General features: G+C 61.5%; 16 protein-coding genes and 6 pseudogenes. 10 read left to right on the plus strand and 12 right to left on the minus strand.

Annotation, left to right across the window (positions count from 1 at the left end; all coding sequences use genetic code 11):
* Window positions 1-201 precede the first annotated feature (201 nt).
* From ileS to murJ, 3 genes are all read right to left on the minus strand, one after another.
* Window positions 202-3,120, minus strand: a complete 2,919-nt coding sequence (gene ileS / locus R3F00_RS12225; RefSeq protein WP_371282071.1) for an isoleucine--tRNA ligase — start codon at window positions 3,118-3,120, stop codon at window positions 202-204.
* Entirely contained in the window at window positions 3,117-4,109 is a 993-nt protein-coding gene (locus R3F00_RS12230; protein ID WP_371282072.1) for a bifunctional riboflavin kinase/FAD synthetase, read from the minus strand. The genes ileS and R3F00_RS12230 overlap by 4 nt, the downstream gene beginning before the upstream one ends.
* A 212-nt stretch (window positions 4,110-4,321) precedes the next feature.
* On the minus strand, window positions 4,322-5,929 hold the full coding sequence (murJ, locus tag R3F00_RS12235; protein ID WP_371282073.1) for a murein biosynthesis integral membrane protein MurJ: 1,608 nt from the start codon (window positions 5,927-5,929) through the stop codon (window positions 4,322-4,324).
* Window positions 5,930-6,033: 104 nt separating this feature from the next.
* On the opposite strand from murJ, the gene rpsT reads away from it, so the two are divergent.
* Window positions 6,034-6,297: a 30S ribosomal protein S20 gene (rpsT, locus tag R3F00_RS12240; protein ID WP_371282074.1), complete on the plus strand. Its 264-nt coding sequence runs from the start codon at window positions 6,034-6,036 to the stop codon at window positions 6,295-6,297.
* Between the two features lie 99 nt (window positions 6,298-6,396).
* On the opposite strand, the gene cgtA is transcribed toward rpsT, so the two are convergent.
* The 3 genes and pseudogenes from cgtA to rplU form a co-directional block, all read right to left on the minus strand.
* Complete coding sequence (gene cgtA, locus R3F00_RS12245) at window positions 6,397-7,449, minus strand: Obg family GTPase CgtA (RefSeq protein ID WP_371282075.1); 1,053 nt, start codon at window positions 7,447-7,449, stop codon at window positions 6,397-6,399.
* Window positions 7,450-7,713: 264 nt separating this feature from the next.
* Window positions 7,714-7,975: pseudogene (gene rpmA, locus R3F00_RS12250) on the minus strand (50S ribosomal protein L27).
* Between the two features lie 10 nt (window positions 7,976-7,985).
* Window positions 7,986-8,332: pseudogene (rplU, locus tag R3F00_RS12255) on the minus strand (50S ribosomal protein L21).
* Between the two features lie 203 nt (window positions 8,333-8,535).
* On the opposite strand from rplU, the pseudogene R3F00_RS12260 reads away from it, so the two are divergent.
* From R3F00_RS12260 to R3F00_RS12290, 7 genes and pseudogenes are all read left to right on the plus strand, one after another.
* Window positions 8,536-9,329, plus strand: a pseudogene (locus tag R3F00_RS12260) (HlyC/CorC family transporter); the annotation flags it as partial.
* Window positions 9,330-9,560: 231 nt separating this feature from the next.
* Window positions 9,561-9,770 (plus strand): annotated as a pseudogene (locus R3F00_RS12265) (DUF4105 domain-containing protein); the annotation flags it as partial.
* 47 nt (window positions 9,771-9,817) lie between these two features.
* Window positions 9,818-9,862: pseudogene (locus R3F00_RS12270) on the plus strand (hypothetical protein); the annotation flags it as partial.
* A 60-nt stretch (window positions 9,863-9,922) separates the two neighbouring features.
* A complete protein-coding gene (locus R3F00_RS12275) occupies window positions 9,923-10,102 on the plus strand; it encodes a hypothetical protein (RefSeq protein ID WP_371282076.1) in 180 nt (59 codons plus the stop codon).
* Entirely contained in the window at window positions 10,066-10,344 is a 279-nt protein-coding gene (locus R3F00_RS12280) for a hypothetical protein (protein WP_371282077.1), read from the plus strand. The genes R3F00_RS12275 and R3F00_RS12280 overlap by 37 nt, the downstream gene beginning before the upstream one ends.
* A 400-nt stretch (window positions 10,345-10,744) precedes the next feature.
* Window positions 10,745-11,914, plus strand: a pseudogene (locus R3F00_RS12285) (DUF819 domain-containing protein).
* A complete protein-coding gene (locus tag R3F00_RS12290; protein ID WP_371282078.1) occupies window positions 11,869-12,234 on the plus strand; it encodes a hypothetical protein in 366 nt (121 codons plus the stop codon). The pseudogene R3F00_RS12285 and the gene R3F00_RS12290 overlap by 46 nt, the downstream one beginning before the upstream one ends.
* Window positions 12,235-12,301: 67 nt before the next feature.
* Here R3F00_RS12290 and R3F00_RS12295 read toward each other — a convergent pair whose 3' ends face one another.
* From R3F00_RS12295 to R3F00_RS12305, 3 genes are read right to left on the minus strand one after another with little or no spacing between them, the layout of a single operon-like run.
* A complete protein-coding gene (locus R3F00_RS12295) occupies window positions 12,302-13,366 on the minus strand; it encodes a type 1 glutamine amidotransferase domain-containing protein (RefSeq protein ID WP_371282079.1) in 1,065 nt (354 codons plus the stop codon).
* Window positions 13,367-13,423: 57 nt separating this feature from the next.
* Window positions 13,424-14,698 carry a sensor histidine kinase gene (locus R3F00_RS12300; RefSeq protein WP_371282080.1) on the minus strand — a complete coding sequence of 425 codons (1,275 nt, stop codon included), beginning with the start codon at window positions 14,696-14,698 and terminating at the stop codon, window positions 13,424-13,426.
* 14 nt (window positions 14,699-14,712) lie between these two features.
* Window positions 14,713-15,402 (minus strand): response regulator transcription factor, encoded by a 690-nt coding sequence (locus R3F00_RS12305; protein WP_371282081.1) that lies wholly within the window; start codon window positions 15,400-15,402, stop codon window positions 14,713-14,715.
* A gap of 226 nt (window positions 15,403-15,628) precedes the next feature.
* On the opposite strand from R3F00_RS12305, the gene R3F00_RS12310 reads away from it, so the two are divergent.
* Both R3F00_RS12310 and ybeY read left to right on the plus strand, forming a co-directional pair.
* On the plus strand, window positions 15,629-16,624 hold the full coding sequence (locus R3F00_RS12310; protein WP_371282082.1) for a PhoH family protein: 996 nt from the start codon (window positions 15,629-15,631) through the stop codon (window positions 16,622-16,624).
* A 175-nt stretch (window positions 16,625-16,799) separates the two neighbouring features.
* Window positions 16,800-17,267 carry an rRNA maturation RNase YbeY gene (gene ybeY, locus R3F00_RS12315; RefSeq protein ID WP_371282083.1) on the plus strand — a complete coding sequence of 156 codons (468 nt, stop codon included), beginning with the start codon at window positions 16,800-16,802 and terminating at the stop codon, window positions 17,265-17,267.
* 34 nt (window positions 17,268-17,301) lie between these two features.
* Here ybeY and R3F00_RS12320 read toward each other — a convergent pair whose 3' ends face one another.
* The 3 genes from R3F00_RS12320 to R3F00_RS12330 form a co-directional block, all read right to left on the minus strand.
* Window positions 17,302-18,591 (minus strand): hypothetical protein, encoded by a 1,290-nt coding sequence (locus tag R3F00_RS12320; protein ID WP_371282084.1) that lies wholly within the window; start codon window positions 18,589-18,591, stop codon window positions 17,302-17,304.
* Between the two features lie 202 nt (window positions 18,592-18,793).
* Window positions 18,794-19,324, minus strand: coding sequence for a hypothetical protein (locus R3F00_RS12325; RefSeq protein ID WP_371282085.1), 531 nt, complete (start codon window positions 19,322-19,324; stop codon window positions 18,794-18,796).
* A gap of 106 nt (window positions 19,325-19,430) precedes the next feature.
* On the minus strand, window positions 19,431-19,868 hold the full coding sequence (locus R3F00_RS12330; RefSeq protein WP_371282086.1) for a hypothetical protein: 438 nt from the start codon (window positions 19,866-19,868) through the stop codon (window positions 19,431-19,433).
* Window positions 19,869-19,886: the final 18 nt, after the last annotated feature.

The following is a 19,886-nucleotide window of genomic DNA, read 5'->3' on the forward strand; positions in this document are numbered from 1 at the left end:
TCTCCCGCTGGCGGGAGAAGGTCCCGAAGGGGGATGAGGGTGGTGCTCCTGACTCGCGAACCCGACTACTTCGCTTCGATGGCCCACCCTCATCAGCCTGCTGGCAGCGTTTCCCGCCAGCGGCAGAAGCGTCGATTCTTTACTATCCGAGGTCCGACAAGCCGGGCGCTTCGGGCTCTGAGCGCTGCACCGACAGCCCGCTCAGAACCAGCGGCGTATTTCGCCTTCGCCTTCGACGTTGACGACACAGCGTGCGCACAGCTCCGGGTCATCGGCATGGCTGCCGACATCGGGCCGATAGTGCCAGCAACGTACGCATTTGGCTGCCGAACTGGGTCTGGCAACCACCCAGGCCTCCTGGCCTTCGACACGGACTGCATCGGCAGGCTTGTCTGAAATGTCGGCGAACTGCAGTTCCGACGTGATGAAGAAGAAGCGAAGTTCATCGGCAACCTCCGCGTGACGCGCCCGCGTGGCTTCGTCGACATGTACCGTGACATCAGATTGCAACGACGCACCGATCGTGCCCGCCGCACGCATGCCTTCCAGCACCTTGGACGCCGAGCTGCGAATGGCCAGCAGTTCGCTCCATGACTTGCGCTGCTCGGGCAAAGCCTGGGTCGCAGCCAGACCGGTGTACCAGGTTTCGAACAACACGGATTCGCCGCGCTTGCCCGGTATCAATGGCCAGATTTCCTCGGCCGTGAAACTGGTGATCGGCGCCAGCCAGCGCACCAGCGCCTCGACGATGTGGAACATGGCCGTCTGTGCACTGCGCCGACCATGGCTGTCGGTCTGCATCGTGTACAGGCGATCCTTGGTGATATCCAGATACAGCGAGCCCATTTCGTTGGTGCAGAAGTTCTGCACGCGCTGGACGATCTCCGGGAAATCGTATCTCTCGTAGGCCGCGATCACCGCGGTCTGCACGTCGTGCGCCTGTTGCACGGCCCACTGGTCGAGCAACAGGCATTGATCGACTGGAACAAGGTGCTTCTCCGGGTCGAAGCCGTCAAGGTTTCCAAGCAGGAAGCGCGCCGTGTTGCGGATGCGGCGATAGGCGTCGGAAACGCGCTTGAGGATTTCATCCGACACGGTCATCTCGTTGCGGTAGTCGGTCGACGCTACCCAAAGGCGCAGCACGTCGGCGCCCAGCGAATCGACCACCTTTTGCGGCGCGACCACGTTGCCGAGCGACTTGGACATCTTGCGGCCGTTCTGGTCGACCGCGAATCCGTGTGTCAGGACTTCGTTGTAGGGAGCATGCCCGTGCATCGCCGACGAGGTCAGCAGGGAGGAATGGAACCAGCCACGATGCTGGTCGGAGCCTTCCAGGTACATGACCCTGTCGCCGTTCTTGCGCGCCAGTTCCTCGCGCTGGTCGAGCACCGTGTAGTGGGTGACGCCGGAGTCGAACCATACATCGAGGACGTCCGTGACTTTTTCATATCGCTCCGCGTCGTCACCGAGCAACTCGCCGGAATCGAGCGTGAACCAGACATCGATGCCGTCCTTCTCGATGCGTTGCGCGATCTCCTCGAACAGCTCTTCGCTGCGCGGATGCGGCAACTGGGTAGACTTGTCGACGAACAACGCGATCGGCACACCCCAGGTGCGCTGACGCGAGATGCACCAGTCGGGGCGGCCGGCGATCATGCCGGTGATGCGCTCCTCGCCCCAGGATGGAATCCAGCGCACATCCTTGATCGACTTGAGCGCAGTTGCGCGCAGGCCTTCCTTTTCCATGCTCATGAACCACTGCGGCGTGGCCCGGAATGCAACCGGCGTCTTGTGCCGCCAGCAATGCGGATAGCTGTGTTCGAATTTGGCGTGGGCGAGCAGATGGCCGTTGCCGCGGACGAGTTCGGTGATTGCGTCGTTGGCTTTCCAGATGAACTGGCCTTCGAAGATCGGTGTGCCGGGCAGATAGACGCCGTTTCCACCGAGCGGATTGAGTTCGGCTGCCGAATACTTCTCGATCAGGCCGTAGGCTCGCATGACCGTGAAGTCCTCGACGCCGTGGCCCGGCGCGGTATGCACGGCGCCAGTACCGTCTTCGGCAGTGACGTGGTCGCCGAGCAATAGCGGGATTTCGCGGTCGTAGAACGGGTGGCGTAGAAGTGTCGAGCCTTTCGCTTCGGGCGTCCCCTCATCCGACCTTCGGCCACCTTCTCCCGAGGGGAGAAGGGAAGCCAGTGCGGTGCCCTGGCACCGACCCGCCACCGTGACGGACTCGACGCCGTAGCGTGCCAGAGCCTTTTCAGCAAGCGCCTCGGCGACGACCAGCAACACACGCCGGCCCTCACGCGCGGGTCCCTCCACCAGCACGTATTCGAGATCCGGGCCCAGCGATATCGCCAGGCTGGCAGGCAGCGTCCATGGCGTGGTCGTCCAGATCGGCACGGCGACGATCGTGTTGTCGGCGATGTCCACCCCAAACCTCGCCGCCAGCGCGTGCGGATCGATCGCGTCGTAGGCGACATCGACCGCAGGCGAAACCTTGTCGGCGTATTCGATCTCGGCTTCGGCCAGCGCCGAGCCACAATCGAAGCACCAGTGCACGGGCTTGAAGCCTCGCGTGATGTGGCCATTCGCGTAGATCTTCGCCAGCGCCCGCAGCATGTCGGCTTCGAACTTTGAATCCATGGTGCGATAGGGATGATCCCAATCGCCGAGCACACCGAGGCGCTTGAAATCCGCGCGCTGCAGATCGATCTGCTTCGCAGCGTATTCGCGGCATTTCTGGCGGAACTGCGCGGCATCGAGCTTCTGCCCGACCTTGCCGAATTCCTTTTCGACCGCGATCTCGATCGGCAGGCCATGGCAATCCCAGCCCGGCACATACGGCGATCGGAAACCGGCCAGCAACTTGGACTTGACGACGATGTCCTTGAGCACCTTGTTGACCGCATGTCCGATATGGATCACGCCGTTCGCATACGGCGGGCCATCGTGCAGGATGAACGCCTTCTCGCGATTTGCCGCGTGCTTCTGGATCTCCTGGTAGCGGCTTTTCGCATACCAGTCAGCGAGAATGCCCGGCTCGCGCGTGGCCAGATTGGCCTTCATCGCGAATTCGGTCTTCGGCAGGTTGATCGTGCTCTTGTAATCCTTGCTCACGCGTAAACTCCGGCGTTTGAACGACTGTCGCTGACAGGATGTTCGGGAAGATCGTCTGGGTGTGCGGCAAGAATACCGCGTGCCTGGGCCGCATCGCTGTCGATCTGTCGGACCATGGAATCGAGATCATCGAACTTTTCCTCGGCGCGAAGAAAGGCGACGAACTCGACCTGCAGGCGTCGACCGTACAGATCACCATCGAAATCGAAGAGGTGGGCCTCGAGCAGGGGCTCGGTGCCGTCCACGGTCGGTCTCACGCCAAGGCTGGCGACACCCGGCATGGGTTGCGCGTGGATGCCATGCACGCGCACGGCGAAAATTCCCGAGATCGGCGAGGTACGACGGCCGAGCCGGATATTGGCAGTCGGGTAGCCCAGTTCGCGGCCCAGTTGCCTGCCGCGAACCACGTGCCCGCCGATCATGAATCGGCGGCCCAGCAGGCGCTCGGCAGAAGCGAAATCGCCATTGCCCAGCAGGTCGCGTATCGCGCTGCTGCGCACGCGCTCGTCGTCTAAGGTGAATTCCGGAAATACTTCTGCGACGAATCCGCGCTGGCGGCCAAGCTCGCGCAATAGCGCGACATCGCCGCGCCTGGCATGCCCGAAGCGGAAGTCGGCACCGACCCAGACCTCCCGCGCAGCCAGGCGGTCGACCAGGATGCGGTCGACGAAGTCTTCCGCAGCCATCGACGCCAGTGCGGCGTTGAAACGCATCAGCAACAAGGTATCCATGCGTACAGCTCGAATCTGCTCGATCTTGCCGCGCGCGTTGTCGAGCCGTGGCACCGGCGTGGTGCGCGCAAAGAATTCCCGCGGGATCGGTTCGAAGCTGACGGCGATGGCCGCAAGACCCATTGCATCTGCACGATCGCGCACGCGTTCGAGCAGCGCGCGATGGCCGCGGTGGACGCCATCAAAAGCACCGATACAGACAACACTGCCACGCGGCGCCAGACAGGCACCCTGGCTATCGCGAACAAGCCGGAACATCGGCGAAGTATAGCGGCTGGACCGGGGAAACACTGCGGAAGCGGTTGGCGGCATGCGGGTACGTTGGGCATCGCTCTGCTCAGCCCAAAAACGAAGCGGCAACGCGAGGAGAGCTGCCAAAGCCCGCGCCGACGTTCGGCTGTTTCGGAGAAAGCGGCTTCAGCCGCCTCCTGCGGATGAACCTCAAACCGAAAGGCGGAATGGACCAGCGATCAGGGCGCGCGCAGGTTGCCCATCCGGAATCCGCTGCCGAACAGCACCAGCACAAAGGTCGCACCACCCGCCGCGATCAATCCGGTCAGATGCAGGACACGCGACCAGACATCGAGGATTCCCCAGTCAGGCGTGTAGCCAAGGCCACCCCACAGCACCGCCAGCATCGCGATACAGGCCAGGCCAAGACGAACCAGATGCAGCATCCATCCGGGCTGCGCCTGATAGATCCCTGCCCTGCGCAGGGCCCTCCAGAGCAGACCCAGGTTGAGGTAGCTGGCGCAGGCGCTGGCCAGGGCCAGCCCCATGTGCAGACCGGGAATCGTAGATAGCCGGGTCAGCAGCCCTGCGTCGGCGCTGTCCGGCTGCTCCCAGAGAACCAGCAGCAATCCGATGAAGACGGCATTGAGCAGCATGCTGGCCACCATCGCGATGATTCCGGCGCGCACCGGCGTCTTCGTGTCCTGGCGCGCATAGAAGGCCGGGGCCACCACCTTGACGAGGGCAAAGGCGGGCAGGCCCAGGGCCAGGGCTGCCAGCGACATGGAGGCCATGTCGACGTCACGCGCAGTGAATTCGCCGTGCTGGAACAGCGTGGCAAGTATCGGTTTCGCCAGCACCACCAGGGCCAGCATCGCCGGGACGGCGATCAGCAAGGTGGTGCGCAAGCCCCAGTCCAGCGCCCTGGTGAACCCTTCGCGGTCGGTCGAAACATGGTGGCGCGATAACGTCGGCAAGATCACCGTACCCAGTGCCACGCCGAAAATGCCGAGCGGGAACTCCAGCAGACGATCGCTTTGCGAGAGCCAGGTTTGCGATCCGGCAATCAGAAACGAGGCAATCAGGGTGTCCAGCAGCAGGTTGATCTGGGCCACCGACGAGCCGAACAGGGTCGGCACCATCAGGCGCAGGATCTTGCGCACGCCGGGATGATTCCAGCCCCAGCGCGGCAGGGTCAGCAGATCAAGCTTGCGCAAGGCCGGGAACTGGATCAGCAGCTGCAGGATGCCGGCCACGAGGATTGCCCAACCCAGGGCCATGATCGGCACGTCGAGCAGCGGCGACAACCATAGCGCACCGGCAATCATGCACACGTTGAGCACGACCGGTGTCAGCGCCGGCAGGGCAAACTTGTTGAAACTGTTGAGAACGCCACCGGCCAGGGCCGTCATCGAGACAAACAGCAGAAACGGGAAGGTCAGGCGCAGCAGGTCGGTGGTCAGGGCGAACTTCTCCGGCTCGTCGATCGAGCCCGGCGCGAAGCCGCGCGTGACCCAGGCCGCACCGAATACGCCCAGGGCAGTGACCACGAGCAGGATCGCGCCGAGGGTTCCCGACGTGCGCGAAACCAGTTCCCTGAGCTCCTCCGGGGTCTTTTTTTCCTTGTATTCGGTCAGGACCGGGACAAAGGCCACCGAAAAGGAGCCCTCGGCGAACAGGCGGCGCATGAAGTTGGGGATACGGAAGGCGACCCAGAAGGCATCCGTGCTCGCATTGGCGCCAAACGTCCAGGCAATCGCCATTTCCCGAAACAGGCCGAGAATGCGCGAAACAAAGGTGCCGCCACTGAATGTCAGCACGGATCGCAGCATGTTGGGGGCCTTCACGAGGAGACTCCGGGCGTGGCCATGGCGGAATTCCGTTTGACTCTTGGCGATCGGCTCGGCATAATCCCGCCCCTTTTTCCGCCCCCCGCTTTTGGAGTTTTACCTTGGCAAATATCAAGTCCGCGAAGAAGCGTGCGCGCCAGTCTGAAAAGGCTCGTCAGCGCAACGTCAGCGCCCGTTCCATGGTCCGTACCGCGCTCAAGAAGGTCGTCAAGGCAATTGACGCGAACGACAAGGCCGGCGCCGAAGCCGCCTTGAAGAGCGCCACCCCGCTTGTTGATCGCTACGCCGCCCGCGGCCTGATCCACAAGAACAAGGCTGCTCGTCACAAGAGCCGCCTGAATGCGAGCATCCGCGCCCTGGCCTGAGCCAATCGCTGCAGCTCGACGCAAAAAGCCGGCTGATGCCGGCTTTTTTGTGGCTGACACGCAGCCAGGGCCATCAGCGGCCTTCCCTGCCCGCATGGCTCAGTCCTGACCCGCCGCGATGGCCGCTTCTGCGGCATCGCGCCGCTGCTCGTCGAAAAAGCGCTGGATATCCAGACAGATCGGCCACGTGTTCTCGCGGGCAATGGCCGAAACCAGATACCAGGGCTGCTTCCACTTGAGCTTCTTGACGATCGCCCTGGCGAGCTTTTCGCGCTCCTCCACCGGGATCAGGTCGAGCTTGTTGAACACCAGCCAGCGTTCACGCTTGAGCAATTCGGGATCGAATCCGGCCAGTTCGCGTTCGATGGTCCTGACCTGCTCGACAGGATCCGTGTCGTCATCCAGCGGCGCGATGTCGACCATGTGCAGGAGCAGGCGTGTTCGTGCGACATGCTTGAGGAACTGGACGCCGAGGCCAGCGCCGTCCGCCGCACCCTCGATCAGGCCCGGAATATCGGCAATCACGAAACTCTTGTCCGTCTCTATGCGGACCACGCCAAGATGCGGCTGCAGGGTCGTGAACGGGTAGTCGGCGACTTTCGGCGTGGCAGCGGAAACGGCGCGAATAAACGTGGACTTGCCCGCATTCGGGAAGCCCAGCATGCCGACGTCGGCCAACACCTTGAGCTCCATGCGCAATTCACGCTCCTCACCCGGCGAGCCCTGGGTGGCCTTGCGCGGCGCACGATTGGTCGAACTCTTGAAATGGATATTGCCCTGGCCACCCCGACCGCCCTGGGCCACCAGCAGCCTCTGGCCGTGTTCGGTCAGGTCGCCAATCTGCTCGTCGGTTTCGATGTTCGATACGACCGTGCCGACGGGCACACGGATGATCGTGTCGCTGCCGCTCTTTCCGGCCATCTGTCGACCCATGCCGTTCTCGCCGCGACCCGCCTTGAACATGCGCTGGTGGCGAAAGTCGACCAGGGTGTTAAGGCCCTCGTCGGCGACCAGCCAGACGCTGCCGCCATCGGCACCGTCGCCGCCATCGGGGCCACCAAACGGAATGAATTTCTCGCGCCGGAAGCTGACGCAGCCGTTGCCGCCGTTACCGGCCTGGACGCGAATGGTGGCTTCGTCTACGAATTGCATGGTTCAGGAGCCGGGAGTCGGGATTGGGGAGTCGGGATTCGGAAAAGCGTACAGCAATCGCACGCTGCAACGTGCGTTCTACAGTAGGAAACGGCTTCAGCCGTGACGCTCTTCCTTGTTGCTGGTGATCAGGCTGGCGGAAATCATGAGCAGGAGCATCGCGGCTGAAGCCGCTTCCTGCGGCCGCTTCCCGGGTCATATCCAGCGTGCAAATGAAAAGCCCCGCACAGGGCGGGGCTCTGTCACGAATCGGGCGAAACGATGTCAGTTGGCCGAAGCCGGCACCACACTGACGTGCTTGCGCTTGTCGACGCCCGCCCGGTCTTGAACTCGACCACGCCATCGATGATCGCGAAAATCGTGTGATCACGGCCAAGGCCCACGCCGGTGCCCGGGCGATACTTGGTGCCGCGCTGGCGGATGATGATGTTGCCAGCGCTGCACAGCCTGGCCGCCGGACTCTTCACGCCGGGTACTTCGGATTCGAGTCGCGACCATTGCGGGTTGAGCCGCCTGCTTTCGCAATGTGCCATGACTTACTCGCGGTCGCTTTCTTCTTGCTCGAAGCACCCCAGTGATGCGGTGATTTCGATTTCGGTGTAGTGCTGCCGATGCCCCTGCTGCTTCATGTGGTGCTTGGCGGCGATTTGATGATGCGGATCTTGTCGGCGCGACCGTGCGACTTGATCTTCGCGCCGACCGTTGCGCCCGCGACCAGCGGGGCTCCGATGCTGACGCCTTCGCCGGAACCGACCATCAGCATATGGTCGAAATCGACCGTGCTGTCGACGTCGCCGACAAGTTTTTCGACGCAGGGTCTCGCCTGGGTCACCCGGTACTGCGCACCGGAAATGAGTACGACTGCGTACGTAGCGTTGCCTATGCTTAGTTCTGGGAACGACCCTCAATCAGGCAGCACGGACGAGCCGGAGACCGGATTTGGGGCGCTGATGTTAGCAGCTTGCCCCGCTCAGGTCAATTCGGACCGACCCTCGACGGCCGTTTCGTTCAGCTTTCCCGGTCATTCGACCTGCAATGCGCATTTGATACACTCCGCGGCTACGCCCGCATGGGTGCAAGCGGAAAATAGGCGAGGAACCCCCCAGTAGCAGCCCGCAGCGTTCGTGGTTTGGACGCCTGACCCACGCGTTATCAGGAGAAGTCAGCAGCCGCGAGGAACTGATCGAAGAGCTGCGATCCGCCCAGGCCAACGGCTTGCTGTCGGACCATACCCTTTCGATGATCGAGCGCCATCAGGGTGACCGACCTGACCGTCGGCGACATCATGGTCCCGCGGTCGGAAATGGTCTCGATTCCCGCGGAATCTTCGCTGAAGGATGTCCTCGACATCGTCATCGAGTCCGGCCATTCAAGGTTTCCCGTGCACGGCACGGATCGCGACAGATCATCGGCATCCTGCTGGCCAAGGACCTGCTGCGCTGCTTTGCCGAGAACGGCGGTGACGACATCCGCCGCCTGCTTCGTCCAATGGCCTGATTCCGGAAACCAGCGCCTGAATATCCTGCTCAAGGAATTCCGCCAACACACCACCACATGGCCATCGTCGTCGACGAGTACGGCGAGGTCGGCGGACTGGTCACGATTGAAGACGTGCTCGAACAGATCGTCGGCGATATCGACGACGAGCATGACGAAGAAACGCCCAACCTGATCCAGCCGCAGACCGACGGCCACTTATGGTCAATGCGATGACCTCGGTCGAGGATTTCAACGACCGTTTCGGTCACCGCTTTCCGGTCGAGGACTACGACACGATCGGCGCCATGATCACGGCCGAGTTCGGCCACCTGCCCCAGCCGGGCGAAGAGATCAGGCTGGCCGGCTTCCTGTTTCGCGTCAGTAAGGGTGATGCCCGCCGCGCGTGCAGCAGTTTGCCGTACGGATCCAGGAAGCGTGATTCATGCGGGGAGCCTGAAACCCGCATCACGGCCCGAGCATCGCGGATGGAACATGGCGTATCTGCTGCTGGGGCTGGTGATCTTCCTGCTGCAGGTCATAGCCGGAACCGCCTCTGCCTCGCTCAAACCGACGACGCGCCGGCGCTCGGGTCAGTTTGCTGACATTCGGCAGGTCAGGTCTACTGGGAGCGGTTCGGACACAACGCGATCGTGATTCGTGATCCGGGCAGTGGCGAGGCAGTCAGCTACAACTACGGCATCTTCGATTTCGAGGAAGAGGACTTCTTTCTCAACTTCATCCGTGGCCGCATGCGCTACCAGATCGCTGCCAATGATGCCAGGCGATATCGACTACTACGTATCGCAAGGTCGCTCGGTTACACAGCAACGCCTGCACGCTGACGCCTGCGCAGGCGCTTGCCCTGAAGCAGGCTCTGGACACCAATCTGCTGCCCGAAAACCGGCACTACGCCTACGACTATTTCCTCTCGAACTGTTCGACCAAGGTACGCGACCAGCTTGACGCGGCATTGCAGGGCAACCTGCGCCGGCAGATGACCTCGCCGTCGCGCGGCTTCACCTACCGCATGCTGGCTGACGCCCTGACCAGCCCGGATCCGTTCCTGATGGGCGTGATCGATATCGGGCTCGGTCCGTTTCCGACCAGCGCCTGTCGTTCTGCAGAAGAGGTAGCTTCGTGCCGATGCGGCTGCGCGATCACATGCGCGAAATGAAGGTGACGGACGAAGCCGGGAATTCGGTACCACTGGTCTCCGAAGAGCGCCAGCTGGCTGAAGCGCGACTGCCGTCTCCACCGCCGCTGCCACCCGACCTGCGCTGGCCCGTTCTTCGCCATCGGCCTTGCGACCGCATCGCTACTGGGCTTCCTTTCGATCAAGCGCGAGCGACGCTGGGCGCGCATCAGTTCGCGTCGCTGGCCCTGCTGTTTTCCGTGGTCTGCGCGCTGTTTGACTGATCCTGCTAGGTCTCTGGGGCTTCACCAGAACATGTATCGGCATGGGCGCAACGAGAACCTGCTGCTGTTCGATCCGCTTTGCATCCTGCTGCTGCCGACATGGTGGCGATCGGGCACGCCGACTGGCAGGCAACCGTCTTCGCACGTCGCATCGCAATGCTGATTGCCCTGCTCGCTGCGTTCGCGCTGTTCAGCAAGATCCTTTCCAGTTTCGTACAGGCCAGCGAGCGCCGGATACTGCTGCTGCTGCCGGTACATCTCGTGCTTTTACCCATGCTGCCCTGCGCAGCTCGATCCAGACCAGCCGGGAACATTGAGCAGCACGCGAATCCGAAATCGGCACATCCGAGTAGCCACAAGGCTCCCGTTGACAGGTCAACCCACAAAGAGAGGCGACGACATGCAGGATCCAGCTTCCACAACTGCCCTGATCACCGATGACGCGGTCGTTTTCGGCCTGCTTGCCAGTGTGCTCGAGCTGGTGTTCTGGACTTCGTCGAGAAAAGACGGATTCTGGAAGCGTCTGTACACCTATGTACCGGCCCTGCTGCTCTGCTACCTGATTCCCTCCATTTTCAACAGCATTGGCCTGATTGACGGCAATGCCAGCGGGCTATATCCGATGGCTCGCGACTACCTGCTGCCCTCGGCACTCGTGTTGCTGACCTTGTCCATCGATTTCCAGAGCATCCTGCGCATGGGCCCGAAGGCCATCGTGATGTTCACTGGCCGGTACCGCCGGCGTCATGTTCGGCGCCGTTTTCGCGTTCGGCCTGTTCGAGGTGATCTCGCCACGAAACCGTCGCCAGCGATCTGCCGGCGCAGCATGACAACGATTGCCGGAAGCTGGATAGGCGGCAGCGCGAATCAGGCAATGAAGGAGGTGTTCAACGTCGACAGTGACCTGTTCGGACAATTCGTGACGGTCGACATCCTGGTAGGCACCACGTGGACCGCCGTGCTCTGTTACTTGGCTACCCGGGCGGAGGCCTTCGATCGCTGGACCGGCGCCGACACCCGCAGCATCGAAGACATGAAGCGTCGCATCGAAACCTACCAGGCCCAGCACGCGAGATCCCGACCCTGAACGATCTGATGATCATCGTCGGCGTCGGCTTCGGCGCCACCGGCCTCGCCCATGCAATCGGCAGCCCGCTGGCGGCTGGATTGCAGAGGTTGCGCCTGAGCTGTCCCGCTACAGCCTGACTTCGGATTCTTCTGGGTGGTGATCATTGCGACCACGACCGGGCTTGCATTGAGTTTTACCCGCGCCCGTGAACTCGAAGGTGTCAGCGCATCACGCGTAGGTTCGGTCGGCATCTATATCATGGTCGCCACGATCGGCATGCACATGGATATCGGTGCATTGTTCGAACGTCCGCGCCTGTTTGCGCTGGGCTTCTGCTGGATCTCGGTGCATGCGCTGATCATGCTCGCGATTGCCAAATGGATACGCGCGCCGTTGTTCTTCATGGCGGTAGGCTCGCAAGCCAATATTGGCCAGGTGCCGCGAGCGCGCCGGTCGTGGCCAGCGCGTTCCACCCGAACCTCGCACCGGTCGGCGTGTTGATGGCCGTGCTCGGTTACGCCACTCGGCACCTATTGCGCCTACATGACGGGCCTGATGTTGCAGGCGATGGCAGGCCAGACATAACCCGGAACGGCTCCTTAAGGGCAACGCTGAACAAGTGGCGCAACCGTCCACGACGTCTGTCTGCGTGCAGATCGCGCCGCGCTGACGCAGATGGACCGGCCATCTCGGCAACTGCTCCTGCGTTGCGAAGCACAGGGATGTGCGAGTGTCGCGAGCGCAGGATGCGCTGGAGCGACCTCTACCTCCTGCATCCATGCAGTCGCTTCAAGGCAGCGCAACAAGGAGCTGCGTGCTGACAGGCGTCGCCTGACCGATTGATTCTCTATTGAACAGGTGGTTTTCAGAAGGCCCGCCAGCGTTGCCCTAGGGTCGCGCCAGCCGCTGCAGGTTCCAGGCATCGCCCCAGCGCGCCTGCATGCCGGCCACCAGCGCGTGCATGAGGACGATGCGTCGATCCAGCGTCGGCCATGCCAACCGGGCCTGGCGCGCAGCAGCCAGCCCTTCCCGGTAGTAGCGTTGCAGGACATCGACGGCGAGTTCTTCGCCGCTGCGTTCCCTTGCAACCGGATCATGACCGAGGGCGGTGATGATCGCTTCGGCCGTCGACCAGGTCGACCACGGGTTCTGCCCGGTAACCAGACGGCCGTCGACGACGGTGTTGTCCAGGTAAAGCTCGCCTTCGACGAACAGCGCCGATTTGGCGACCAGCGATTCCTGCAACAGGAACGGAAACACCTCTCTGGCCTTTTTCGTCAGGAACAATTCCTCGTCGTTGGTAAAGCCGGTCAGGCGCTTCCCTTGCACGAGGGAGCTGCCGTCATCCAGGGTCACATTGAGCAGTGCTGCCGGACCATGACAGACAGCGCCAACCACGCCGCCATTCGAATAGATCGCGCGCACGATGTGCTGGATATCGGCGTTCTCGGGAAAATCGAACAGGGTGCCCTTGCCACCTACAAAATAGACAGCCGCATAGTTGCCCGGATCGACCTCGGCCACTGGCAGGGAGTTCTCGAGTTTCTGCATCGCCGTGGCGTCATTGAGGAATGCATGATCCGCGTCGACCAGACCGTCATCGAGAACCATGGGCGGTTCGCCGCCCAGGGGGCTTGCGATATCCACTTCGTAGCCGTTGGCCAGGAACACGTAATAGGCCCGTGACAGCTCGGTCAGTTCATAGCCCGTGGCTTTGCCCGTATTGGGATTGATGTCCGTACTGGTGACCACGGCAAGGATTTTTCCACGGGATTCCTGGATGGCATTGCGCAGAAGGGCCAGATCGGCTGGCTGGCTTTGCGGGTCGGCCACGGGCAGTTCGTGCAGTTTGAAGCCGATGCCGTAGACGTAGCCGGCCACGCCCAGCACGAGAACAAGGGCCAGACTGCCCAGCACGAACTTGCCGAGTCGTTTCAACATTCGCTTTTTCATCACCGAGTTCCAGAGTTCGAGGAAGCACCAGCATGGACAGGTGATGTGAATCAAGAGTCAAACGCGATTCGGAGTCCTGTCGAGATCCAGACTTGCGCAGGTGCCTTGCGGACCGGACTCGATGCGCAGGTCGATCTGGTAGCGCTCGCAGAGGCGCCGGACTATCGCCAACCCGAGCCCAAAACCGGCACTCGACTCACCCTTCGCAAATGGCTCGAACAGATCGCCCGCTTCCAGATCCGGCATGGCTTGCGAATTGGTGATGCGCAAGCGGCCCGCATCCGTGTCGATGCGCACGTGACCCTGCCCGGTATGGGCGAATGCATTGCCGACCAGATTGCCCAGCAGGATGTGCAGGATCGATCTCGGCAGACGCATCTGCAGTTCGGGATCCACGTCCACCGACACTTCCACCGGCTTGCCTTCCAGTTGTAGGCCCTGCTCCATCACCACCTGCTCGATAACCGGCAGAATCAGGGCAGTCTGCTCGACCGTGTCGTCGACGGGCTGCTCGCGTGCGAGCGACAACAGGGCCCCCACGCATTGCTGCATCTGCCAGGCGGACTGGCTGACGAATCCGATCTGGCGACGTGCTGCAACAGACAAGCTCCTGTCCTGCTCGAGGCGCTCGCAGCCGCTTCGGATTACGGCCAGAGGGGTGCGAAGTTCATGGCTGACATCCCGACTGAACTCGCGCTCGCGCTCGACGAAATCGTGCACGCGGGTAGTCAGCGCGGCCAGCTTTCGTGCCAGCACTTCCACTTCGTGGCTGCGAAAAACCTGCGCGGAATCGAGTGGCGGATCGTCGGGCTGCATCGCCTCGACCTGACTCGCAAGTTCCGCCAGCGGGGCAGACATGCGCCGCGCAAGCCAGAAGCCCAGGCCAAGGGCGATCCCGACGACCAGCGAAACAGACCAGGCCAGGAACTCGAGGATGCTGCTGCGCATGCGTCGCACGACAAGTTGCTGGTTGACCTCGGCGACAAGAAACGCGGGCCCCTTGGCCGAATCTGCCTGCGCGAGTCGAACCAGATGGTAGTGCCTGCCCTCTGCGCCGCGAAATTCAGAACGCGCCGGTTCTGCCAGATAGGCTTCGCGAAGATCGTCGGGAAAATCCTGCGCATTCTCGAAGACCGTCATGAATTCGTTGTGCGGCAAGGTCCAGCGATTGAACTGTTCGTGATGGGCGAGCTGTCGCTGCGCCTCGCTTTGCAATGCATCGTGGAAAAAACGGTCCTCGACGGTGTAGAGGAACAACACCGCGATACCACTGAAAAGCAGGGCGACGAACAGGCTGATTCCGGCGAACGCAAGCATCAGTCGGCTGCGCATTGTCCACTGCGGCTTCATGTATCGCTGACCAGTCGGTAGCCAACCCCGTGCACACTCTCCAGCATGGGCTTGTCGAACGGCTTGTCGAGCGCCTGGCGCAGCAGATAGAGGTGCGAACGCAAGGGGTCCGATTCGGGCGCGTCGTCTCCCCAGAGCCGGGTCACGAGATCGGAACGCGTAAGCGTGCGTGGCCAGGCTTCGGCCAGCTCGAGAAGAATGCGAAAACTGGTACGGTGCAGGTTCAACGTCTGGCCGCTGCGCTCGACCGTGTGCTCACGCCGATTGATTCTCAGACTGCCAATTTGAAGTACGTGGTCCTTTCCCGCGCGATGTCGCATCGACAATGCCAGGCAACGCGCAAGCAATTCTGCGCTGGCGAATGGCTTGGGCAGATAGTCGTCGGCACCGGCAGAAAATCCGCGCAGCTTGTCGTCCAGCGAGTCGCGCGCCGTAAGCATCAATATCGGCACATGACGATCGGCGCGTGCACGCAGTTGCTCGCAGACCTTGAGCCCGTCCAGGCCAGGCAGCGACAAGTCGAGGACAACGACATCCGGGCGCGCTTCCAGAGCCAGCATCAGTCCACTCCTGCCATCCCCGGCCAGGCCCACCACGTGCCCTTCGGCTTCGAAAGCCGCTGCCATGTTTTCACGCAGCACCGGATTGTCTTCGATGATCAGAATGCGGAGTGCTTCGCGGGTCATTTCCGGCAGCCTGCTTGCGCCGAGTTGCGCAGTTCCTGTCGTCCTTCTCGGGAGGATAGCGGATCAGCCACAGTCACCGCAGCCGTTCACCGACGCCAGCCTTCCGTTTCAGCCGCCGGCTCCGCAGCCAGCGCCGAAACCTCGAAGCGGCCGACCACGCTGCGGTGCCGTTCAGGAGCAAGTCGCTCTGGCGCAAGCTACCACTGCGCGCTACTCTCGCGCCCCTATGAACGAACCCGTACGCAACGATTTCACGCTCGATCCGGATGACGGCGAGCGCCTGTCCAACCTGGTGGGCCCTTTCGACGAACACCTGCGCCAGATCGAGTTGCGACTCGGCGTCGAGATTGCCAATCGCGGCAATGTGTTCCGCGTGCTTGGCGACGAGCGTCCGGTGCAGCTGGCCAGCCGCGTGCTGCACGATCTCTATGCGATTACCGAAACCGAGACCCTGACAGCCGCACAGATCAACCTGCATCTGCAGGAATCCGGCATCGAGGCGATCGCTGCCGAGATGGCCGAAGGTGTCCAGGAAGTCAGCGTCAAGGTCAAACGCGGCATGATCAAGGGGCGCGGGCCCAACCAGGCGCGCTACCTGCATGCAATCGCCACGCACGACATCAACTTCGGGATCGGACCAGCCGGCACAGGCAAGACCTACCTGGCGGTGGCCATGGCTGTGGATGCGCTGAACGACAACCGCGCGCAGCGCCTGATCCTGGTTCGTCCGGCGGTCGAAGCCGGTGAGAAACTCGGCTTTCTTCCGGGCGACCTGACCCAGAAGGTCGACCCGTACCTGCGCCCGCTGTATGACGCGCTGTACGAAATGCTCGGCATCGAGCGCGTGACCAAACTGATCGAACGCAACGTGATCGAGATCGCACCGCTGGCCTACATGCGTGGCCGCACCCTCAACGATTCGTTCGTGATTCTCGACGAGGCGCAGAACACCACCGTCGAGCAGATGAAAATGTTCCTGACCCGCATCGGATTCGGTTCGGTCGCCGTCGTCACCGGCGACGTGACCCAGACCGACCTGCCCCGGCATGTACGCTCCGGACTGCGCGATGCCACTGAAGTGTTGCGCGAAGTCGAGGGCATCAGCTTCACCTTCTTCAACTCCAAGGATGTGGTGCGCCATCCACTCGTGCAACGCATCGTGCGTGCCTACGAATCGCGCGAAGACGCGCTTGAAAACGCGAAGGCAGCCGACAGCAAATGAAATTCACCTTCGCGACCATCTGCGCGCTTCTGTTGATATCTGCTCAGGGGATAGCCCAAGCCCTTGGCAACCCCGCCAGCACCGGGACGATCGTCGCGCCTGCAGCGACTGAAATGCCCAGTCTGCACCACGAGGCACCCAGCGTTTCAGCGATGCCTGGCGCTGAGCGGCGCGAATGAAACTCGACCTGCATCTGTCGCGCAGTCCCGGCCTTCCATCCCGGGGTATTCCGCGTCACGCGAGTTTCCAGTCCTGGATCGAAGCAACCGTGCTCGGCACGCGCAGGCGCCGCGCAACCGAACTTTCCATCCGTCTGGTCGATGCCGACGAGGGTCGCGCGCTCAACAAGCGGTACCGCAAACGCGACTACGCGACCAACGTTCTCTCGTTTCCGAGCGATCTGCCACTGCAGCCAAGCCTGTCATTGATCGGGGACCTGGCGATCTGCGTGCCCGTTGTCGTTCGCGAAGCCGCTGAACAGAACAAGCCGGTGCGCAGTCATTTCGCGCACATGACCGTTCACGGAACCTTGCATCTGCTCGGCTACGACCACGAACTCGATACCGATGCCGAACGCATGGAGGCACTGGAACGCAAGGTGCTCGAATCCTTCGGCATCGCGGATCCGTACCAGGTCCGCTGAACTGACCATGTGCTGCATGCGTCGATGTCGAGTACTACTGACTCGGACGAACCCGCGCTCCACGCAGTTGCAACTGGCCATCCACCATGTCCGTCCAGACCATCCATGCCGCACCGTCGCGCAACTGGATCTGGGGCGAACCACTGGCCCGGCCGCGCGCCGACAAGTCGGCAACCACGCCTTGCTGGATCAACTTTCCAGTGGCCGCGTCAAAGCGCGCAAGCATGAGCTGTTGTGCGTCGTTCTTCCTGCCTTCGACCAGCCAGGTCATCCAGACACTCTCGGCATCCATGGCCAGATTCACGCGGCCGAGCAGCCCCGAGCCTTCCGCAACCTGCAGGGGCGGCTCGAATTTCTCGCCAGCATCCGAAGACCGCGCCAGTCGCACTGACGGCCTGGCCCCGGCCTCGGTGTACCAGGCCACCCAGACATCATGGCCATGGGCAACCACGGCGGGTCCGTTGACCGGGCAACCGGCAATCTGCCAGTTGTCGGCATGCACGCTGATCGGTTTCGTCCAGCCCGAGCGATCAAGCCTGACCAGTCGAATATCGCGCACTTCATCATTTGTGCGACCGCGATAGGCCAGCACCGGGCCACTTCCGGTCATCGCCACCGAGGTCGGGCAACAATCGCACGTTGACGCATCCAGGATCTGTTCTGCAGATCGCTTGCGCTCGGCATCGAAGCTTGCTGCGCGCAACATCATCGCACCACCTCCATGCTCGTGATGCTCGTGATGCTCGTCCTGGCCTTCGTCCGGCACCTGTTTCTGCCGGCTGTCGAGCCAGGCAATGCCGAGCGTGTGATCGAGATTTTCCCACAGCGAAACAAAGCCGTAATCCAGACGCGCTCCGGCAGGTTCCAGACGGATCGGTTTCGACCAGGTCCGACCCTGGTCGGCGGAACGCACCAGTGCCACGCCGTAGTCGTAGATGCCGGTTCCGTTCTTGCGCAGCCAGTGCGCCCAGAGCGTGCCGTCCCGGAACACGACCAGATGCGGCGTGTCGGCCCAGTTCACGAACCAGTCCTCTCCCTCTGCGATGGTCTGCGCGGGCGACCAGGAAGCTCCAGCTTGTTCGGCAGGGTTGCCGGATGCGGATAGCTGACTGAAACGCAGCCGATGACCCTTGTCCCTCTTTTCCACCCAGCTCAGGGCCAGGCCGCCTTGAACGGTACCGACCAGTTCCGGTTGTGCGCGGGCACCCGAACCAGGCAGCACCAGTTCAGTGACTTCAAACGCGGCCGCCTGCGCGTCCATTCGGAGTGTCAGAAAGCAGAGCAGCACCACCATGCAAGTAATAAAGCGTGGTTGGGATTTCATGACCCTTACTTGCCTCATTCTCGCGCACGCGACTTCGCGCCTGAATGTGCGCCTTGGGATTGACATGGGCGGAATGGCTCCAGCGAATTGAATATCAGGTTAAAGATGCCGGTTCGTTTCAACGGCGAACTCAGAAGTCAACGTGCAACACGAAGCGGAAAGCATTTAGCTGATGCAGACGAGAATCGTGACGATTGCCGAACTAGTCTGTGTTTTTGCCAACCTCTACGAGCCTGGCGTATGCGTCTGCAATCTCTCTGGCGCCGGGCTTGTCGCAAAAACCCGGGTTGCCGGCAAATATCGAGAAATGGCTTCCGGCCACCATGCCATCGATACTCAAGCTACTCCCATCACGAACATCACATACGATTGTCTTCTCATCGAGGTTTGCGAACTGAGAGAATGTGACCAGAAACTCTGAAGCCATTTCCTCGGACCGTATTGTCTTTTCAAGTCGGAGTTGGCCTTCTTCTACCTGAATGACACCATCTACGTCCTTGATGTTGGAGTAGACCTGAATTTCTGACCCGGCGATCACCCAGCCGCTGACGCCGCCGATCAATGCACCCTGAACCCACACACGAACTTCTGCCTGGTCTTGTCCTAGTGGCGGAAGTTGAGCCAGGGCGCCGAAGTATTGCGCATTACCAGCAGCATCAAAGAGTTTTATCATCTTCAGATCATTCTGCTCTGCAGCAGGCATGGCTAACGCAATCAGAATGAATGGAAGCATTTCAGATAACTCCGATAAGTGGCTTGAAGCGCATTCGTCAGTCTGTCGGCTTGAGCTTTTTTTCTTGCGTACGACCTGCCTGACGTCCTTTCCAGGACATCAAGAGCTAGAGAATGATTCCGATAGAGTGGAGATTCAGGCCAATGCCAATTCCAGCAAGATTTTGACCGGCTTTAAGCACTAGCACTGAATCCAACAAGCTGAAGAATGTTCTTACGCCAATGAGTTGTTCCTGCATGCCCGGAAACGTCATTTCGAGCCCGAAGCAAGGAATCAGGCAGAGCCCAGAAGTCAGTAAACCGACCGCAATCGACATCGCCTGCGGCACCTGAACAAGTAGGGACAGTACAGTGCCAACAGCCGGTCTGACCCACAGCATTGCACCTGCTGCAATTGATGAAAAGGCGAGCAGAACAGCATGCGGCACCAGCGGCTCCTCTGTCGACAGGTAAACTGGAATCAGTAACCAAAGGACCAGAACGCTCCATGCGCCGGCGAGTATTTGCAGGACCGCAAGGAATTTGAGCGTCTTGCCTAGCTTCACGCATCTATCCAATGGCCA

It is taken from the genome of Dokdonella sp., from assembly GCF_041395345.1.
Lineage (GTDB): Bacteria > Pseudomonadota > Gammaproteobacteria > Xanthomonadales > Rhodanobacteraceae > Dokdonella.

Coding starts and splice junctions, on each gene's coding strand:
- R3F00_RS12295 (WP_371282079.1), bottom strand. CDS start 13,366: ATGAAAAAGCGAATGTTGAAACGACTCGGCAAGTTCGTGCTGGGCAGT.
- R3F00_RS12300 (WP_371282080.1), bottom strand. CDS start 14,698: ATGCGCAGCCGACTGATGCTTGCGTTCGCCGGAATCAGCCTGTTCGTC.
- R3F00_RS12325 (WP_371282085.1), bottom strand. CDS start 19,324: ATGCTTCCATTCATTCTGATTGCGTTAGCCATGCCTGCTGCAGAGCAG.
- R3F00_RS12320 (WP_371282084.1), bottom strand. CDS start 18,591: ATGAAATCCCAACCACGCTTTATTACTTGCATGGTGGTGCTGCTCTGC.
- R3F00_RS12230 (WP_371282072.1), bottom strand. CDS start 4,109: ATGTTCCGGCTTGTTCGCGATAGCCAGGGTGCCTGTCTGGCGCCGCGT.
- R3F00_RS12305 (WP_371282081.1), bottom strand. CDS start 15,402: ATGACCCGCGAAGCACTCCGCATTCTGATCATCGAAGACAATCCGGTG.
- cgtA (WP_371282075.1), bottom strand. CDS start 7,449: ATGCAATTCGTAGACGAAGCCACCATTCGCGTCCAGGCCGGTAACGGC.
- R3F00_RS12310 (WP_371282082.1), top strand. CDS start 15,629: ATGAACGAACCCGTACGCAACGATTTCACGCTCGATCCGGATGACGGC.
- ybeY (WP_371282083.1), top strand. CDS start 16,800: ATGAAACTCGACCTGCATCTGTCGCGCAGTCCCGGCCTTCCATCCCGG.
- R3F00_RS12275 (WP_371282076.1), top strand. CDS start 9,923: ATGACCTCGCCGTCGCGCGGCTTCACCTACCGCATGCTGGCTGACGCC.